General features: G+C 46.2%; 11 protein-coding genes and 1 pseudogene. 4 read left to right on the forward strand and 8 right to left on the reverse strand.

Translation table 11 applies throughout. From position 1 onward, the window contains the following. Positions 1–99: 99 nt before the first annotated feature. Positions 100–4,125: a sensor domain-containing protein gene (locus QUA02_RS30435; RefSeq protein ID WP_333033312.1), complete on the reverse strand. Its 4,026-nt coding sequence runs from the start codon at positions 4,123–4,125 to the stop codon at positions 100–102. A gap of 308 nt (positions 4,126–4,433) precedes the next feature. Between QUA02_RS30435 and acnB the strand changes: the two genes are divergently transcribed. The 4 genes from acnB to QUA02_RS30455 all read left to right on the forward strand — a co-directional run bounded on the left by acnB (position 4,434) and on the right by QUA02_RS30455 (position 8,499). Next, a complete protein-coding gene (gene acnB / locus QUA02_RS30440) occupies positions 4,434–7,049 on the forward strand; it encodes a bifunctional aconitate hydratase 2/2-methylisocitrate dehydratase (RefSeq protein ID WP_333033313.1) in 2,616 nt (871 codons plus the stop codon). 159 nt (positions 7,050–7,208) lie between these two features. Continuing rightward, entirely contained in the window at positions 7,209–7,565 is a 357-nt protein-coding gene (locus QUA02_RS30445) for a hypothetical protein (RefSeq protein ID WP_333033316.1), read from the forward strand. A 9-nt stretch (positions 7,566–7,574) separates the two neighbouring features. After that, the gene (locus QUA02_RS30450; protein ID WP_333033317.1) at positions 7,575–8,033 is read left to right on the forward strand and encodes a PIN domain-containing protein; all 459 of its coding nucleotides are present in this window, start codon (positions 7,575–7,577) and stop codon (positions 8,031–8,033) included. Between the two features lie 85 nt (positions 8,034–8,118). After that, complete coding sequence (locus tag QUA02_RS30455; protein ID WP_445305225.1) at positions 8,119–8,499, forward strand: cupin domain-containing protein; 381 nt, start codon at positions 8,119–8,121, stop codon at positions 8,497–8,499. Between the two features lie 334 nt (positions 8,500–8,833). On the opposite strand, the gene QUA02_RS30460 is transcribed toward QUA02_RS30455, so the two are convergent. The 7 genes and pseudogenes from QUA02_RS30460 to QUA02_RS30490 all read right to left on the reverse strand — a co-directional run. Continuing rightward, positions 8,834–9,493 (reverse strand): pentapeptide repeat-containing protein, encoded by a 660-nt coding sequence (locus QUA02_RS30460; RefSeq protein WP_333033318.1) that lies wholly within the window; start codon positions 9,491–9,493, stop codon positions 8,834–8,836. A gap of 160 nt (positions 9,494–9,653) precedes the next feature. Next, positions 9,654–11,303 carry an ABC transporter substrate-binding protein gene (locus QUA02_RS30465; protein WP_333033323.1) on the reverse strand — a complete coding sequence of 550 codons (1,650 nt, stop codon included), beginning with the start codon at positions 11,301–11,303 and terminating at the stop codon, positions 9,654–9,656. A gap of 326 nt (positions 11,304–11,629) precedes the next feature. Next, positions 11,630–13,105, reverse strand: coding sequence for an adenylate/guanylate cyclase domain-containing protein (locus tag QUA02_RS30470; RefSeq protein ID WP_333033319.1), 1,476 nt, complete (start codon positions 13,103–13,105; stop codon positions 11,630–11,632). Positions 13,106–13,175: 70 nt separating this feature from the next. After that, on the reverse strand, positions 13,176–13,520 hold the full coding sequence (locus QUA02_RS30475; RefSeq protein WP_333033324.1) for a slr1659 superfamily regulator: 345 nt from the start codon (positions 13,518–13,520) through the stop codon (positions 13,176–13,178). A gap of 46 nt (positions 13,521–13,566) precedes the next feature. Further along, positions 13,567–14,145 (reverse strand): slr1658 family protein, encoded by a 579-nt coding sequence (locus QUA02_RS30480; protein WP_333033320.1) that lies wholly within the window; start codon positions 14,143–14,145, stop codon positions 13,567–13,569. 251 nt (positions 14,146–14,396) lie between these two features. After that, on the reverse strand, positions 14,397–16,367 hold the full coding sequence (locus tag QUA02_RS30485; protein ID WP_333033321.1) for a PP2C family protein-serine/threonine phosphatase: 1,971 nt from the start codon (positions 16,365–16,367) through the stop codon (positions 14,397–14,399). 127 nt (positions 16,368–16,494) lie between these two features. After that, positions 16,495–16,619: pseudogene (locus tag QUA02_RS30490) on the reverse strand (IS5/IS1182 family transposase); the annotation flags it as partial.

A 16,619-nucleotide genomic window follows, 5' to 3' on the forward strand; every position in this document is an offset into this window, starting at 1 on the left:
CAAAAACCAATTTTTCTTTGACACATGTTCTCAAATCCCCTTGACAACTGGCATACAGGCTTAACTTGTGACCAATGACTAACAACCAACAACTAACAACTAACAACCAACCATCGATTGTTTGAGCATTTCAGCGATCGCGGCACTGTCCAAAGGTTTAGAAAACAAATATCCCTGAGCAAGTTCGCATCCGAGTGCTCGAAGCTGTTCTAACTGTTCGACTGTCTCAACACCTTCGGCGATCGCATTCAATCCCAAATTGTGAGCCAAAGTCACAATTGCCCGCACAATTTGTAAAGGTTGTTCCCCGCCGTCACCGTTTTCGATCGCCCCCAAGCGGCTCACAAAAGATCGATCGATCTTCAGCGTATCCAGCGGAAAGCGGTGCAAGTAACTCAGAGACGAATAGCCAGTACCGAAATCGTCTATCGACAATCGAATATTTCTACCTTTTAATTCGGCGAACACAATATTGGCTTTCTTCACATTTTCCACGATCGCGCTTTCAGTAATCTCCAATTTTAAACAGCTCGGATCGCAGCCAGTTTCTGCCAAAATTTCATCTATGTGTTCGATCAAATTCGGCAGACCTAACTGTTTCGGAGAAAGATTGACGCTCATTGTTAATTGCGAAGGATCGATAATTGGTAACTGGTAATTGGTAATTGGTAATTGGTAATTGGTAATTTGTAATTGGGAATTAGAGTCAGTTAAAAAGTCTCTGACTTCCTCCTTCTTACTTCTTCCTTCTTGCTGCTTCCTTCTATCCGTTAAATGCCGTACACTGCTTTTTGCCGAACTTCCTTCCTGCTGCTTCCTTCTATCCGTTAAATGACGTACACTGATTTTTGCCGAACTTCCTTCTTGCTGCTGCCTTCTATCCGTTAAATGCCGTACACTGCTTTTTGCCCTCTTCCTTGTTCCCTCAAAATCCCTTAACATTTCTTGCCAAAGGCGCAATTGCCGGCAAGCTTCCCGCAGCACCCAGGCTCCCAGAGGCACGATCAAGCCGGTTTCTTCAGCTACAGGAATAAAAGTAGACGGCGGCACTAGACCCCGAACCGGGTGCTGCCAGCGCACCAAAGCCTCAAAACCCTCGATCGCACCGCTGGCGATCGAAACAATGGGTTGGTAGTGGACAATAAAGTGCGAACATTCATTCTTGCTCGAACCTAATTCCTCCGTGCCCAAAATAGCCAACCGCAGGTCAGTTTCTAACTGCAACAGCGACATAGTTTGGTCGTGCATCGCCAAATTAAACACCTCGTGGCGGGCCTTGCCCAAAGCTTTAGCGCGGTACATCGCAATGTCAGCATCGCGCAAGAATTCTTCCGGGTGAGTGTACAGATTCGATTCGCCGCTGTCGGCTGCTGCGACTTCGCCTGGACTGAAAACAATGCCAATGCTAGCGGTGGTAAATACTTCGTGTCCTTCGATATTAAACGGCAGAGTCAGTTCTGTTTGTATCCTGTTAGCTGCTTGGGTGGCGTCGCTGAGGCTCTGAATGTTGTCTAGCAGGATGGTGAATTCGTCTCCCCCCAGCCGGGCGACGGTATCAGAAGCCCGCACGCAGGTTTGCAGCCGATGCGCGAGGGCGATTAGCAGTTTGTCTCCTAGAAGGTGTCCTAAAGAATCATTCACTACTTTGAAGCGGTCTAAATCTAGGAAAAGTAAACCAAATTTGTAATCGGGGGACTGATTGGATCGGCGGATGGCTTGTCCTAGCCTGTCGAGGAACAAAACGCGGTTGGGCAAACCCGTAAGCGCATCGTGAAAAGCGCCGTGCAGCAGTTGCCGTTCTACTCGCTTGCGCTCGGTGACATCTCTGATAATAATCTGGGCGGCGGCTGAGCCTTGATAAGTCGCGGGGATGCCGGCAACTTCAACGTCTATTATTTGTCCGTCGAGCCGCATCAGTTTTTCTTCGGCTAGCTCGATCGGCTTATTTTCTTCCTCGACTTGCCGAATCCGCTCTCTGGCTTTTTCCACATAGTTTGGATGGACGAAATGCAATACCGCAAAGCCGATTAGCGCTGCTGGAGAGCTGGCGCCCAAGAGTTTAGCGCCTGCTGCATTGATGTAGGCGATTTTCCCTTGACTGTGAACGGCGATCGCTTCGGGAGATAGTTCTACTAAACGGCGATAGCGTTCTTCACTTTCTTGGAGAGATACTATCAACTCGCAGCGCTCTTTTTCGGCTTGCTGGCGTTCGACTTCCATTTGGTGAACCGCCAGAATTTTACCGATGCTTTGAGCCATCAATTCTATGATTTCTATTTCCTCGTACTCAAAATCTTTTTTCTTGATTTCTCTCGAACTAAAACTCAACGTGCCGTAAGTTTTATTGTTAACAAATATCGGCGTTCCGATGTAAGATTCCGACTTGCATTTTTGATAAGCTGGATGTTCGCGCATCTCAATTTTTGCTCCCATATGAGAACACGCAACTGTTTTCTGAAGTTTCATCACCGCAGCGCAGTAAGTATCGCCGAGATTTAATTCTAAGCCGCGCACAAAGTATTCTAAATCTGTTTTTACCGCCCGCACGATAAAAGTTTCACTCTCAACTTCAGCCATGATGCCAATAGAAAGTCCAAAAATCAAACAGCCTGCTGTTAGATAATCGTTAACCAGTTCTTCAAAATTTTGATAATGATAAGTTGTAATCCGGTGCAACTGTTTGAGATTAGCGCTAAAAGCTGCTAAAGCTTGAGACTTTAAAAATAATTCTTCTTCCGCTCGCTGGCGGTCGGTAATATCGGTTTGAACTCCAATAAAGTGGGTTAAGTGGCGCCGCGAGTTGTACACCGGAGCGATCGACAGTTCGTTCCAAAAAGACGAGCCATCTTTCCTAAAGTTCTGCAATACAACTTGAGAATTCCTGCCTTCTTCAATAGCGATTCGCAGCTCTTCTACAGCCTCCCGACTCGTGTCTGGGCGCTGCAAAAACCGGCAATTTTTACCGATTAACTCATCTCTGCAATAACCCGTTATCCGCTCAAAACTGGGATTGACATAAATAATCGGATTGTCTGCAAGCGTCGCATCGGTAATTACAATGCCGTTGCTGCTGCTTTCGATCGCCCGTTCCATCATTTGCAAGCGCTCTTGCGATCGAATCCGCTCGATCGCCGCAGCTAACACGTTGGCGATCGCTTCTACAAAATAAACGTCATCTTGACTGAAAACCCGCCCTTGATTGGTGTGAACCCCCAAAACGCCCCAAGCCTGCGAAGAGGAAGTGTTCTCCGGTTCTGCTTGTCCCCAGTTCCTCTCCAGTCCTCGATTGCCGGGAACGATGACAGTGACGCCGCTGATAGCCCGGTGGTTGTGCAGCAGCGGCAACTCGCTAAAGCGCGTTTCCACCCGCAAATCTTCGACGATCGTCGCTTGGCCCACTAGCAATGTGTAACCTGCTTGCGATCGGGCAGAAGCGGTAACAGTAGCGCTGCCGACAAGGCCCGGCTGCCAGCCAACCCCCGCTCGCAGCATAAAAGCATGGCCCGAGGGCAACAGTTCTAACAACTGACAATAATCAACGTCCAGCGTTTGAGCAATTAAAACCGCAGCTTTGTCCATCAGTGCAGACAAATCTGTTTCGGCCAGGGCCTGCTGCCCCAAGTAAGCGACGGCCGCTTGCTGGCGGGCCCGCAAGTGGATTGACGCGAGCAATTCCTGCTCCTTCGCGGCGGCTCGCTTGCGCTCGGTAATGTCGCAGAACACCGACAGAACAGCTCTTTCCGACAGCAATGTCAGATACCGCATTGATACAGTTGCCCAAAACAGCGTGCCGTCACTTGTTTTGAGGCAGACTTCGGCCTCGCGGACGTGTCCGTCAAGAGCGAGGATCTCCAGCAGTGCCTGGCGGTCTGCAGGCTGGCTGTAGAGTGTTTCGGCTGTTTGGCGACCGATCAACTCGGATGCTGTCAGTCCGAAGGCCATACCGCATAAATCGTTACAATAGAGAATCTGGCCATCAGCCAGAGTGCTGATGACCAGTGGCACCGGCATCGAGTTGGCGATCGTCAGCAGTAATTCTTTGGTTCCTGGCAGCTCTTTGTACAAGTCTGGCTTGGAGGCACAGCCCCGACAGGTTTCAGAGTTTTCAGGGATAAAACTTTCCATTTTTTAATCGATCCATTAGCAGGACAACTTTTTTAAACTTGTGGTAAATGACGATGGAAGATGCAGAGGACGATCGACAGTAGCCCACAACACATTAATTTTAACCAGAACAACGCAACTCAACGCCCCTAAACTGTTCGGCCCGTCGAGAGCACATCTGTCTTTGGTATGGAAATCTACTGTTTCTTAAGTTGCGTTAAGTTCTGATAAGAGCGGGTTACTTTCCCGGATGTGGACGCCTGCTCCTCATCTGAAATGTAAACTAATCTGCAAACAATCACCGAATGCTATCGGAGGAGACACGATAAATGCTTGAGTCTTACCGCCAACAGGCTGCTTTACGAGCCGCTTTGGGAATTCCACCGCTGCCGCTAGACGCCCAGCAAACCTCAGAACTTTGCGAACTGCTGAAAAATCCGCCACCGGGGGAAGAGGAAGCCTTAATAGAATTATTGCGCGATCGCGTCCCGCCCGGAGTAGACAGCGCTGCCTACGTTAAAGCTGGTTTTTTAACCGGCATTGCTAAAGGCGAAATCCACAGCCCTCTAATTGCTCCCAAGTGGGCAGTTTACCTGCTGGGGACAATGATGGGCGGTTACAACGTCCACTCTTTGATCGATTTGCTCAATCCCACTGCCGAAAGCGCCATTGGCGCCACCGCAGCCCGGGCCTTGAGCAAAACCCTGTTAGTATTCGACGCCTTCCACGACATTCTGACTTTATCCGATACCAATCCCTACGCCAAGCAGGTAGTCGATTCTTGGGCTGCAGCCGAGTGGTTCACCAGCCGCCCCCAACTGCCGTCCGTCATTACCGTTACAGTCTTCAAAGTTCCCGGAGAAACGAATACCGATGACTTGTCGCCAGCACCTCATGCTACCACGCGGCCGGACATTCCCCTGCACGCTTTGGTAATGCTGGAAAGTAAAATGCCCGGAGCTCTGCAAACCATTGCAGAATTGAAGCAAAAAGGCCATCCCGTAGCCTACGTCGGCGATGTTGTCGGCACCGGTTCCTCGCGGAAATCGGCGATTAATTCCGTGCTGTGGCACATCGGTAACGATATTCCGTTTGTGCCCAACAAGCGCAGCGGCGGTTATATTTTAGGAAGTGCGATCGCCCCGATTTTCTTCAATACGGCTGAAGATTCCGGCGCTTTGCCGATCGAATGCGATGTCTCCAAAATGGAAACAGGAATGGTAATTACCATCCATCCCTACAAAGGCGAAATTACCAACGAAGCCGGAGAAATCATCTCCACCTTCACTCTCAAACCCGACACAATTCTAGACGAAGTTCGCGCAGGCGGCCGAATTCCGCTATTAATTGGACGCACTTTAACCGACAAAACCCGCGAAGCTTTAGGACTAGAACCAAGCGCTATTTTTACCCGCCCGACTATTCCCGCCGATACCGGCAAAGGCTTTACCTTAGCACAGAAAATGGTAGGGAAAGCTTGCGGTTTGTCCGGCGTTCGTCCCGGTACATCTTGTGAACCAGCCATGACAACAGTCGGCTCGCAAGATACCACCGGACCGATGACTCGGGACGAATTGAAAGAACTTGCTTGTTTGGGATTTAGCGCCGATTTGGTACTTCAAAGTTTCTGCCACACCGCCGCTTATCCGAAACCAGTTGATGTCAAAACTCACCATGAATTGCCCGATTTCATGTCACAGCGGGCCGGCATAGCTTTGCGCCCCGGAGACGGCATTATTCACTCTTGGCTGAACCGAATGTTATTGCCGGATACAGTGGGAACCGGCGGCGATTCTCACACTCGTTTTCCTTTAGGAATTTCCTTTCCTGCGGGTTCGGGATTAGTAGCATTTGCTGCTGCCTTGGGCGTCATGCCTTTGGATATGCCGGAATCGGTTTTAGTGCGGTTTAAGGGCGAATTGCAGCCCGGAGTAACGCTGCGGGATGTTGTGAATGCAATTCCCTACGTGGCAATTCAAAAAGGTTTGCTGACAGTCTCGAAACAGAATAAGAAGAATGTCTTTTCTGGGCGGATTATGGAGATTGAAGGTTTGCCAGATTTGAAGGTCGAGCAGGCTTTTGAATTGACCGATGCGACGGCCGAGCGTTCTTGCGCCGGATGCACGATTAAATTGAGCGTGGAGACTGTTTCCGAGTACATTCGTTCCAATGTCGCGCTGCTGAAAAATATGGTAGCGCGGGGCTACGAAGATGCGCGGACTATGATGCGCCGGGTGGCGAAGATGGAGGAATGGCTGGCAAATCCGGTGCTGATGGAGGCGGATGCTGATGCGGAATATGTTGAAATCATCGAAATCGATCTGAACGAGATTAAAGAGCCGATCGTGGCTGCTCCGAATGACCCGGATAATGTTAAGTTGTTGAGTGAGGTTGCGGGCGATCGGGTTGACGAAGTATTTGTCGGTTCTTGCATGACAAATATCGGTCACTACCGCGCCACTGCGAAGGTGTTGGAAGGTGCAGGAGAAGTGAAAACTCGCCTGTGGATTTGTCCGCCAACTCGGATGGACGAACAGCAACTCAAAGAAGAAGGTTATTACAGCATTTTTGGAGCCGCGGGAGCTCGCACAGAAATGCCCGGTTGCAGTCTTTGTATGGGAAATCAAGCGCGGGTTAAAGATGCGACAACGGTGTTTTCAACTTCTACTCGCAACTTTAACAACCGTATGGGCAAAGACGCGCAAGTTTATCTCGGTTCGGCGGAATTGGCAGCAGTTTGTTCGCTCTTGGGTCGCATTCCTACAGTCCAAGAATACAACGACATTGTGTCGAAGAGAATCGATCCTTTTGCTGGTGATTTGTATCGGTATTTGAATTTCGATCAAATTGCTGGTTTTGAGGATGAAGGGCGAGTGATTGCTTTGGAAGATATGCCTAGAATTGAGGATATTTTGGGAATTCCCGATGGTGTTTTGAGCAGGTAAAAAGTGCGGCGGGCGATCGCCCGCCTTTTGTTTATAATAAAAGTAGGGGTTCACGCCTGCATTTCTAATTCACATCCAGGATATTGATCGACCGGCCCCGCTCCCCTTTTCGTAAGTCGATCGAATTTCATATAAATCTGAGAAAGGAGAAAAGTGATTATGCCTGAACAAGCTTTAATCAGTGAAAGCCAACCGACAGCAACTTCAGCGCCTGAAACTCGCATAGGCGAAGAAATTGTAGATTTTTTGCGGGAGATTCAGCAAACTCCGAGAGAATATTGGCCAAACTTACTTCAGATGATTCGGCTATTTCGCTCCACAGTAACAATGAAGCCAGGAACCCCCGATACTTCGATAAAAGCTACAGACGAAATTAAGACCATCGATCCCGTACAGCAGCACGAAGCTCTGAGCAAATTGCTACAGTCTTGGGTTGACGATGGAGATGAACAGGAGCAAACAGAAACCGCTGAAGTTCTCCGCAAGGCACTAGAAGAAAACCCCGTGCATATATAAGAGCATTCCATGAGCAGAATAGTGTTGTTAGATTCTGGGCCGTTAGGAATTGTTACCAATCCCAAAGCCACCTCTCCTTTATATCAAGAGGGCAAACTTTGGCTGCAATCTTTGCCACAGAAAGGTTACACTGTAATACTGCCTGAAATTGCTGACTACGAAGTGCGACGCGAATTAATTCGCGCAGCAGGTAAATTAGCAGGTCTTCAACGGCTTGATGAACTGAAATTACAACTTACATACCGTCCTTTGACTACAGAAGTAATGCTTTTGGCCGCTCAGTTGTGGGCGCAAGCGAGAATGAGAGGAAGACCAACAGCAGAAGCCAATGCACTTGACGGGGATGTGATTTTGGCGGCTCAAGCAATATTGGAGGCAAATGAAGGGCATGAGGTGGTAATTGCTACCACAAATGTGGGGCATTTATCGCAATTTATTGATGCTCGCGAATGGCGGCTAATTGAGTAATGTTTAATGCGATCGCACTTACTCAATCCCTGATATACTTTTAACTACAGTTATTTTTACATACACCGTTAGCGAAATAAACAGGATGGTGGAAACAGTGGACACAATCGAAAAAATGGACGATCGCACACAAACCCGGTTTTGGGGCAAAGTTACAGTCATAGACGCGGGCGATCGTTACAAGATCAATCGCATTGAAGTCAAACCGGGGCATCACATCAGCACCCAAATGCACTATCACCGCAGCGAGCACTGGGTTGTCGTCTCCGGTACCGCTAAAGTTATCTGCGACGACAAAGAGACGATTCTCATGCAGAAACAGTCAACCTACGTTCCCATGAATACTGCCCACCGCGTAGAAAATCCAGGCGTTATTCCCCTAGTGATGATTGAAATCCAAAATGGCGAATACCTCGGCGATGATGACATTATCCGCTTCGCCCAAGATACTCAGGAAGAAGATTGATCCGACATCAAAATATGAAGCAATCGCAGATGCCATGGAAAAGCTTCACACACCGAACAATGACCGAAAGCATCCAGGATACAAGCCCCCGGATTCATCCGTGGAGAAATAAAAAACCTGTATCCGATAAAGGAGCCCCCGAATTTATCCGTGGGGTCAATGCTTCAATTCTTTAATCTAAAATCTAAAATCTAAAATCGATTGACCTACGCAGCAACCGGAAACGAGATAAATCCTACAATTAAAAAAAACTGTAGGGGCAATTTCAGAATTGCCCCTACATTATATTAAGCTGGTTAATCACCGAAATTTGATATAGCAATTGGCGATCGTCCTACGGCAGAGAAGCGTTTTTCAAATCTACATTTGCCATATTGGCATTCTTTAAATTAGCACCGGTCAAGTCGGAACCGTTCAAATTTGCACCGTTCAAATTTGCATTGGTCAAATTTGCATCCCGCAAGTTGACTCCCTGTACGTCTATTCCCGACAAACTGCCGCCCCGGAGGCTGACATTTGCTAAATTCGCTACAGACTGGCGAGCATTTCTCAGGTTCGCACCCGCCAAATCTGCACTTTCTAAATTAGCGCCGATTAAATTAGCGCTGGTGAGGTTGGTATTTTTCAAACTGGCAATTACTAAACCCGCCAGACTCAGGTTAGCGCGGCTCAAATCAGCACCCTCCAAATTAGCCCCGTGCATTTTAGCCGCAATTAAACTCGCACCTTGCAATTTAGCTTGTTTCAGATTTGCTTGGTTCAGTTTGGCTTCGTTGAGGTTAGCGCCGCTCAAGTTTGCACCCCGCAGATTTGCACCGCTCAAGTCTGCTCCGCTGAGATCCATACCAGCAAGTTGCGCTCCTGTCAAGTCACATTGGGTACATTTTTTAGTTTCTAATAGTTGCTTGACTTGTGATACGTTTTCTGCTTTGACTCCAGAGGCAAAACCGATCGCAATTAGCAGCCCTGTTGTTGTTAAAATTGCAAATTTCATATACTCACCCTCAGCGATATCTCTCTCTAATAATATCCAACATTTTTTGAGAGAGTAGGGTGATCGGTCTCTTTGATAAACTGTGACAATCATCACCCTATTTTGCACAAAATATGCAATAATTATTGAGGTTTCAACTCCGGTCAATTCTTGTAAAGAATTATTGCTTTTTCAGGAACCAAAAGGGAAAGGATTGGGTCGGTTCGAGACGGACACCCGTCACGTTTTTTTGAGCAAAGGTATAGTCTTTATCCTGCCAAAGGGGGATGAAAGGTACATCTCGACCTAGTATATCTTGAATTTCAGCAAAAAGGGCTTTGCGGGTTTGCGGGTTTGGTTCTTTGCGCTGTTTGTCGATCAGTTCATTTACCCGATCGCTATAATAAAACGAACCCTGACCTTGACTAGCACCCTTTTCACAGCCCCCGGCGGCCGAACCGGTGGCACAATCCAAAAACGGCTGAATGTAATTGTCGGCGTCGAAAAAGTCGGCATACCAATCAACTAAAACGGCAGGATAAATCCCCTTCTCTATATTTTGAAACAAAGTCGGAGATTCAACGCTGTTAATTTCTACCTGCATTATCCCGTCCATTTTGAGTTTAGCTTGCGCCTCGATCGTACTCGCCACTAAAGCTCGTTTTGTGGAAGCTGAAGGATACCAAATTTGCAGAACAAAAGGATTGGCGGCCGAGTATCCCGCTTTCGTTAAAAGTTCTTTAGCCTTTGCAGTGTTGGCATCGCCGTACAGTTCTTTAAAAACTGGTTTTTGAACGTCGAAGGTTGTGGGAATCAGACTGTAAAGCGGTTGTGCTTGTCCCCGCAGTACGCGATCGTTAATCAGCGGGCGATCCATCGCTGCTGCGATCGCCTGTCTCACTTCTAACTTATCCAGCGGTTTAGATTTGGTATTCAGCGTCATGTAACTAACCGTACTGCTTTCCCCCGCGATTTCCTGCCATTTCCCTTGTTTTGCTCCCTCGTCCAAGCTTTGAACTTGGTCTGCATCCAGAGACAAATAAGCCACATCGACTCCACCAGTCCGAAAACTATTGAACAAATTTGACGAACTAGAAAGCAGCAAAAGGTCAATTCCTTGATTAACAGGTTTTTCTCCCCAATACTTGTCAAACACGTCAAACTTGAGAGAATCGCTGCCGTACTTCGCCAACTTGTAGCGTCCAGTTCCTACAAACGTATCGGGTTTAAATTTACCCTCCCCAATCTCGTAGGCTTTTGGAGAAACTGCACAAGTACCGGCGAAAGTCAACAGGGAAGGAAAAGCAGCAAAAGGCTTTTTGAGTTGAAAAGTTAATTCGTATTCGCCCGTCGCTTTCACAGATTCTACTGCATCGCTCAACAAGAAAGAGGGACGGCCGCCATTTTTGATAAACCGCTGCAAGGAAAACTCCATTGCTGCGGCGTTAAACGGTGTGTCGTCGTGAAAAATAACGCCTTGACGCAAGGGGATTGTATATGTCAATCCGTCTTGGCTAACTTTTGGCATTGCTGTCGCTAAGTGCGGGATTAACTCAGTAGTTCCCGACTTGTAAGTGTAGAGAGTATCGCCCAAATTTTGCAGCAGTTGCCCTGATATAATTTCGTAAGCGTCCGCAGGGTCGATCGTCCGCAATTTCAAGGTTGTGCCAATAGTAACGCGGTTATTAGCATTTTCGCCGCTCGCATTCACCGATCGATTGGCCCTCTGTCCGCAGCTTGCAGTTAACAAGCAGCACAGACAGAAAAGAGCTATAGCTTTAATCACTGAAGGTTTTATAGATATTCTAGGCTGCTGCTTGTTGATTCTCATCGTCTTTTTTTGACACTCCAAATTACTCATAATATTATCACAACACTCCAGAGAGTTTCAGTGTTTACTCATGGGTGGGCTATAAACTTGGTTTTTCGCACACCTCCTAGGTTTATTAACGAGCAATATAGTCGGAAACCGGATTTCTGAGGTTGCGAGTGCGATCGCCTCCCCTGGCGTTTTGAGTTCCTAGTCTGAAACTCTTGGTTTTCCCATATCCTTTGCCTCGGCAAGGGTTGCCCTGATATCGATCGCCTTGAAACCGTCATTCTACAGTTGGTAATCAAAAACTGTCTGATGTGTTGACTAATGACTAATGACTTGCTTTAAATTCCTTTGAGAAGCGATCGCCAATCCCGACAGCGTTTCAAGTAAATGCGAGCTACCGGATCGCTCGGATTTGTCCGCAAACACTCTTCAAACAATTTTCCCGCTTCTCGGAACTCCTTGCGATCGCACAGTAACATAGCTTCAGTATATACAGGCAAATTCGCTAGCTTTGCCGACAGAATTTCCGCAGGATCGGCATCAAATACTTCATAGACTACGACATATTGAGATTTGCCTTTTACCTGTACTTTATCCACAATCCGAATAGCATAATCAGCCGGATTTCGCAACCGTTCCAAAGTCTGGTGAGAAATTAACAGAGGTACGCCGTAATCTTTGGTCAATCCTTCAATGCGAGATGCCAAATTAACAGCATCGCTAATCACAGTGCTGTCCATTCGGCTTTTGCCGCCGACTGTCCCCAGCATCAAAGAACCCGAATTGATGCCAATGCCAATTTGAATCGGGATGTAGCCGACACTTTGACGGTGTTCGTTGTAATCAGTCAGGATATTTAGCATCGCAATACCCGCTTTCACTGCATCATCTGCATAGTCGCTAAACAGAGCCATAATTGCATCGCCGATGTATTTGTCAATAAAGCCGTTATTGCTAGTAATAGCAGGCTCCATCCGCGAAAGGTAAGCATTGATAAAATTAAAATTTTGTTGCGGCGTCATCGTTTCTGAAAGCGCCGTGAAGTCGCGGATATCCGCAAACAGTACCGACATTTCCTCCTGCACTTGGTCGCCTAAATTGACATCGATAATACTTTCGTATCCCAATAAATTTAGAAATTGATGAGGCACAAATCGCCCGTAGGCATCCGTTAATTCTGATTCGGCATCCAGGGATTTTTCCAAATTTTGATTGAGTTCAAATAGTTTATTAATAAATTTATGGCGCTCGGTTTCAGCTTGTTTGCGTTCCGTGACATCTTGAAAAACTGCGATTGCAAAAGCAACTTTTCCAGTGTCGTCAAAAATTGGCGTTCCCCAAGTTTCAAGGGGAACTTTCTTGTCTGGTTGATGAATTTCCATATCATCAACCGTCGCGCTTTCGCCCCTCAAAGCTCGGACGATGGGCAACTTCTCGGAAGGGTAAATAGTATCAGTTCCCGCAATATAAACTTGATAACTTTCTGAAAAATCATTAACGTTATTTAACGGCAAAACCCCTTGACCGAATAACTGCTGTCCGGCGTGATTGATGTAGTAAGGTCTGCCTTGAGAATCGAGCACCGCCACGCCTATCGGAATCGCTTCCAGAAATTGAGCCAGCTTGATTTCGCCTTCCCGCACCGCCTCCAATGCTCGATAGCGCCACTCAGTTTCAACAGTATCGGAATGTTCAGCAGTAGTTTCCAGCAAGATTTCCAGATCCGCTTTTTCCTCCTTCAAGTCTTCCACTTGCTGGCGCAATCTTTCTATTTCTAAAAGTAGGTGTTCTCTAGATGGTTCTTCTTCCAGCATAACCCGAGAATTTGCGCCTCGACTAACAGAAAATTGCTCAACAGCCCGCACAATAAAAGTAATCGTGTGTCTATAATAATTCCAACTGCAATCCCGGCATCAGGCGCTGCAAATTCTTCAAAGATTTACCTTGCCAAGCTATGCGTTGAGAGCCTTGTACCGCCATTTGCACCCCGGCTTTGTTGCGCACCTCGATAATAAACTTTGACAGCATATTGATGCCAGAACTGTTCAAAAATTCTAACTGCTGCAAATTGAGGGTAATTTTCGCCTGTTCGACATCTGCCACCTCGCCCAGCAACTGCACTATTGGCGCGTACTCCGCAGGCCCGCTAAGCCTTAGAGAGCCAACAAAGCTCACGGTTGTCGTTGCTGGATCGTAACAGATCCGGTAATCTTCTGTCTTAATTTCCATTGCCACAAAAAAAAGTCCCTTAGATATTATCGATCGCCCACCAGGCCTATACTCTCAATTGCACCATAGTTGTCACCGCAATTACTTCCGGGTCTTTTTGCACGGTATTGAACTTCCAGCCTATTTTGGCGGTATAATCGGTGAGCATGGTCAGCAAGCCCAATCCAGAATCCATAAAGCTTTCGTCAGCAGCATTTTTTTCCAACTGCTGAATGTACAGCTCGCTAGGCTCGGAGGCCAGCAACTGCTGAATGTAAGCCTGAAACTTGCCCACAGCTTGCGGAGGGATGCTGTTAGCAACTGAGAAAATCACTCCGTCGCTCTCTAATTGCAGTTTAATGTCGATCGGGTACTCCGAGGTTTCATCATTAAACTTCATCGCATTCTCTAATAACTCGTTAGCAATGTAGCTAACAGCGCTTTTTATTTCAGCTTGTCTTTCAATTGTCGAGGGGTCGTCTTCGTTTCCAGGAAAAAAACTCGTCAAGTAGTCAGCCAGAAAATCCGCCGACAAACCGTTGTTCCGCCACCGCTGCTTCATGGGAATCGAACTCGGGGAAAACCCAATTATTAAGTATTCTTGGCTAACTGACCGCTCGATGAAATCGCCGAAAATCTGAATCATATTATTTGTTGGTTGACTGTTGAGTGTTGACTGTTGAGTGTTGAGTGTTGACTGTTGACTGTTGACTGTTGACTGTTGACTGTTGACTGTTGACTGTTGACTGTTGACTGTTGACTGTTGACTGTTGTTAATTGTTAATTGTTAATTGTTAATTGTTATTTGTTAATTGTTAATTGTTATTTGCTACCATGCCCCATGCCCCATGCCCCATTCCCTATGCCCAATGACCTCTTTGCCCCATTCCCCATTACCTATTTTTGTTTGAGTACCAGCAATGTGATGTCGTCAAAAATTTTTTGTTCGCCGATGTGCGATCGCACGTTTTTAATTACAGCGTGCCTGATTTCTGCGGCCGTTCGCTGCCAATTAATCTGTATTACCTCAATTAACCGCTCTAAACCGTAAAGCACTTTATCCATATTTTTAGCTTCCGTAATCCCGTCAGTGTACAGCACTACCACATCTCCTGAATGCAACTGCACAATTGTTTCAGCAACAAATTCAGCAATATCTGCATCCAGCCCGATCGGGAAACCCAAATCGATCGTATCAAACCGCTCTACAGAACCGTTATACCGCACGACAATCATTTCTTCGTGCTGGCCGCTTAACTTCAGCATCCCCTCCTCATAGTCGAGCAAGGCAAGGCTAGCGTTTTTGTCGCATTTCATCCGCTGCACGTTATCGTAAATTGCACTGTTAATAGCGCTTAAAAATCTGACCGGATCGGGTTCTTTGTAGGCGAGCAAAGTTCGCACTGCCGTTTGAACCATAATCATTAAAACGCCGCTCTCCAATCCGTGTCCCGTCACATCGCCAATGCCAATTTTCACTCTACCTTCGTGCTGGAGTACGTCGTAATAGTCGCCGCCTACTTCATCAGCAGCTTCCATAAATCCCGCAATATCTAAGCCGATAACTTCCTTTAGTTCTCGGTCTTTCGGCAGCAGCATCTGCTGAATCTTGCGAGTAACATCTAGTTCAGCGCTCATCCGCATATTTTCGGCTTTTAGGCGATCGTTGAGAACAGTAACTTCTTGGTTCGCACTAACTAAAGCCTCGGCAATATTGTTAAACGCACCCACAACTTGCCCCAGTTCATCTCTGTTATCCAAAATAATTTTGTGATCTAGATTGCCGCTTGCCATCTTTTTTGCAGCTTCGTCAAGGATAAATACAGTTTGCATAACAGCCCTGTAAAAAGATACAAATAAATAAATAACTGTGGCTAAACTTATTAACACAAAAATAGAAATTAGGTGTTTTTTTGTAAGAAAAATATCGAGGCGTTTTTGCTGCAAAAAGTCTAATTCGTTAACAGTTTCGTCCCACAGTTCCAAACTCGAATCCAGAACTCGATCGCTGCCATCAAAATAGGCATAATATTCCACTAAGGCTGTGGGATAAATCAGTTTATCTATTTGCCCAGTTAGCTGCTGTACTACCGAATTAAATTTTGTCAAATTATCGCTTAGTTTCTGTCGCAGATTCCCGTGAGGATTATTGCTAAATCCTACCTCCATATTGATTGCTAAATCCTGATTAAGTTCTCTCAATTTGCCAGCCAAAGTAATCAGTTTCGCTCTTTCTTCAGGTGTGGCATCGGAGCGGAAGCTGTTTTTTTGAGAAATTAGCCTAATCTCTGACAATATTTTTTGCATTTCTGGAAGCTTCAATAAGGTAGCATCAATCAAATAATAGGTATCTAAATCGGGGTCTAATATTAAATTGGAAGTATCGCCGACGTGAACGCTCAATCTATTAATGTCAGATGCTAATTTTTTATAGACAACATCGTAAGTTTCTAAACTCCAATGGCTGCGACGAAGTTTAAAATTTTGCCAATTTTGATAAAGGTTATTAAAATTATCGCTAGAAAATAATTTTTTTCCTAACTGGCGATCGGTATTTGCCAGGGATTGAAAGTTCGCGTCAATCTTAGCTTCTAAATTTGCCCGGGACTCTGGATTGCTTAAATTGGGATTTAAACCCTGATAATCTAAAAGTTGCTTCGGTATGTATTCCCTCAACTGGCGCAGCAGGCGCAGGTATTGATTACCGTAGATTTCTTTTTGGGCAAAATCTACCCTGCTGTTAATTTCGTAAATCAGCAGGTACATGACCAAGGTTAACGGCATCGCAAATAGAAAACCTATTAAGGTAAATTTTTGAGGATAGCTCAGCCGATTCATTAAATGGATTCCCAGGGATTTTCTGTTCATAATCGATAGATTTCAATAAGATTGTACTAAAAAAGTAGCGCTCGCTACTAAAGTAGCTTCGGGGACGATCGCTCTTGAAAACCAGAATGCTACAATAGACCTCTTGCAAAAAAAATCTATGTTATAATTAAAGGTTTTGAATTTTAGACCTGAAAGCTAACTCATAATTGTAAAGTGCTGACAACAAATTACAACGCAGACCATAACGGCGACGGCGATTCCGATAACGACTCGACAATATTTTAAAAATTT

The sequence above is a fragment of the Microcoleus pseudofavosus SVA1_A4 genome (assembly GCF_036700565.1).
Classification (GTDB): Bacteria; Cyanobacteriota; Cyanobacteriia; order Cyanobacteriales; family Microcoleaceae; genus Microcoleus.

Coding starts and splice junctions, on each gene's coding strand:
- QUA02_RS30465 (WP_333033323.1), bottom strand. CDS start 11,303: ATGAGAATCAACAAGCAGCAGCCTAGAATATCTATAAAACCTTCAGTG.
- QUA02_RS30460 (WP_333033318.1), bottom strand. CDS start 9,493: ATGAAATTTGCAATTTTAACAACAACAGGGCTGCTAATTGCGATCGGT.
- acnB (WP_333033313.1), top strand. CDS start 4,434: ATGCTTGAGTCTTACCGCCAACAGGCTGCTTTACGAGCCGCTTTGGGA.
- QUA02_RS30470 (WP_333033319.1), bottom strand. CDS start 13,105: ATGCTGGAAGAAGAACCATCTAGAGAACACCTACTTTTAGAAATAGAA.
- QUA02_RS30435 (WP_333033312.1), bottom strand. CDS start 4,125: ATGGAAAGTTTTATCCCTGAAAACTCTGAAACCTGTCGGGGCTGTGCC.
- QUA02_RS30475 (WP_333033324.1), bottom strand. CDS start 13,520: ATGGAAATTAAGACAGAAGATTACCGGATCTGTTACGATCCAGCAACG.
- QUA02_RS30445 (WP_333033316.1), top strand. CDS start 7,209: ATGCCTGAACAAGCTTTAATCAGTGAAAGCCAACCGACAGCAACTTCA.
- QUA02_RS30480 (WP_333033320.1), bottom strand. CDS start 14,145: ATGATTCAGATTTTCGGCGATTTCATCGAGCGGTCAGTTAGCCAAGAA.
- QUA02_RS30455 (WP_445305225.1), top strand. CDS start 8,119: ATGGTGGAAACAGTGGACACAATCGAAAAAATGGACGATCGCACACAA.
- QUA02_RS30485 (WP_333033321.1), bottom strand. CDS start 16,367: ATGAACAGAAAATCCCTGGGAATCCATTTAATGAATCGGCTGAGCTAT.
- QUA02_RS30450 (WP_333033317.1), top strand. CDS start 7,575: ATGAGCAGAATAGTGTTGTTAGATTCTGGGCCGTTAGGAATTGTTACC.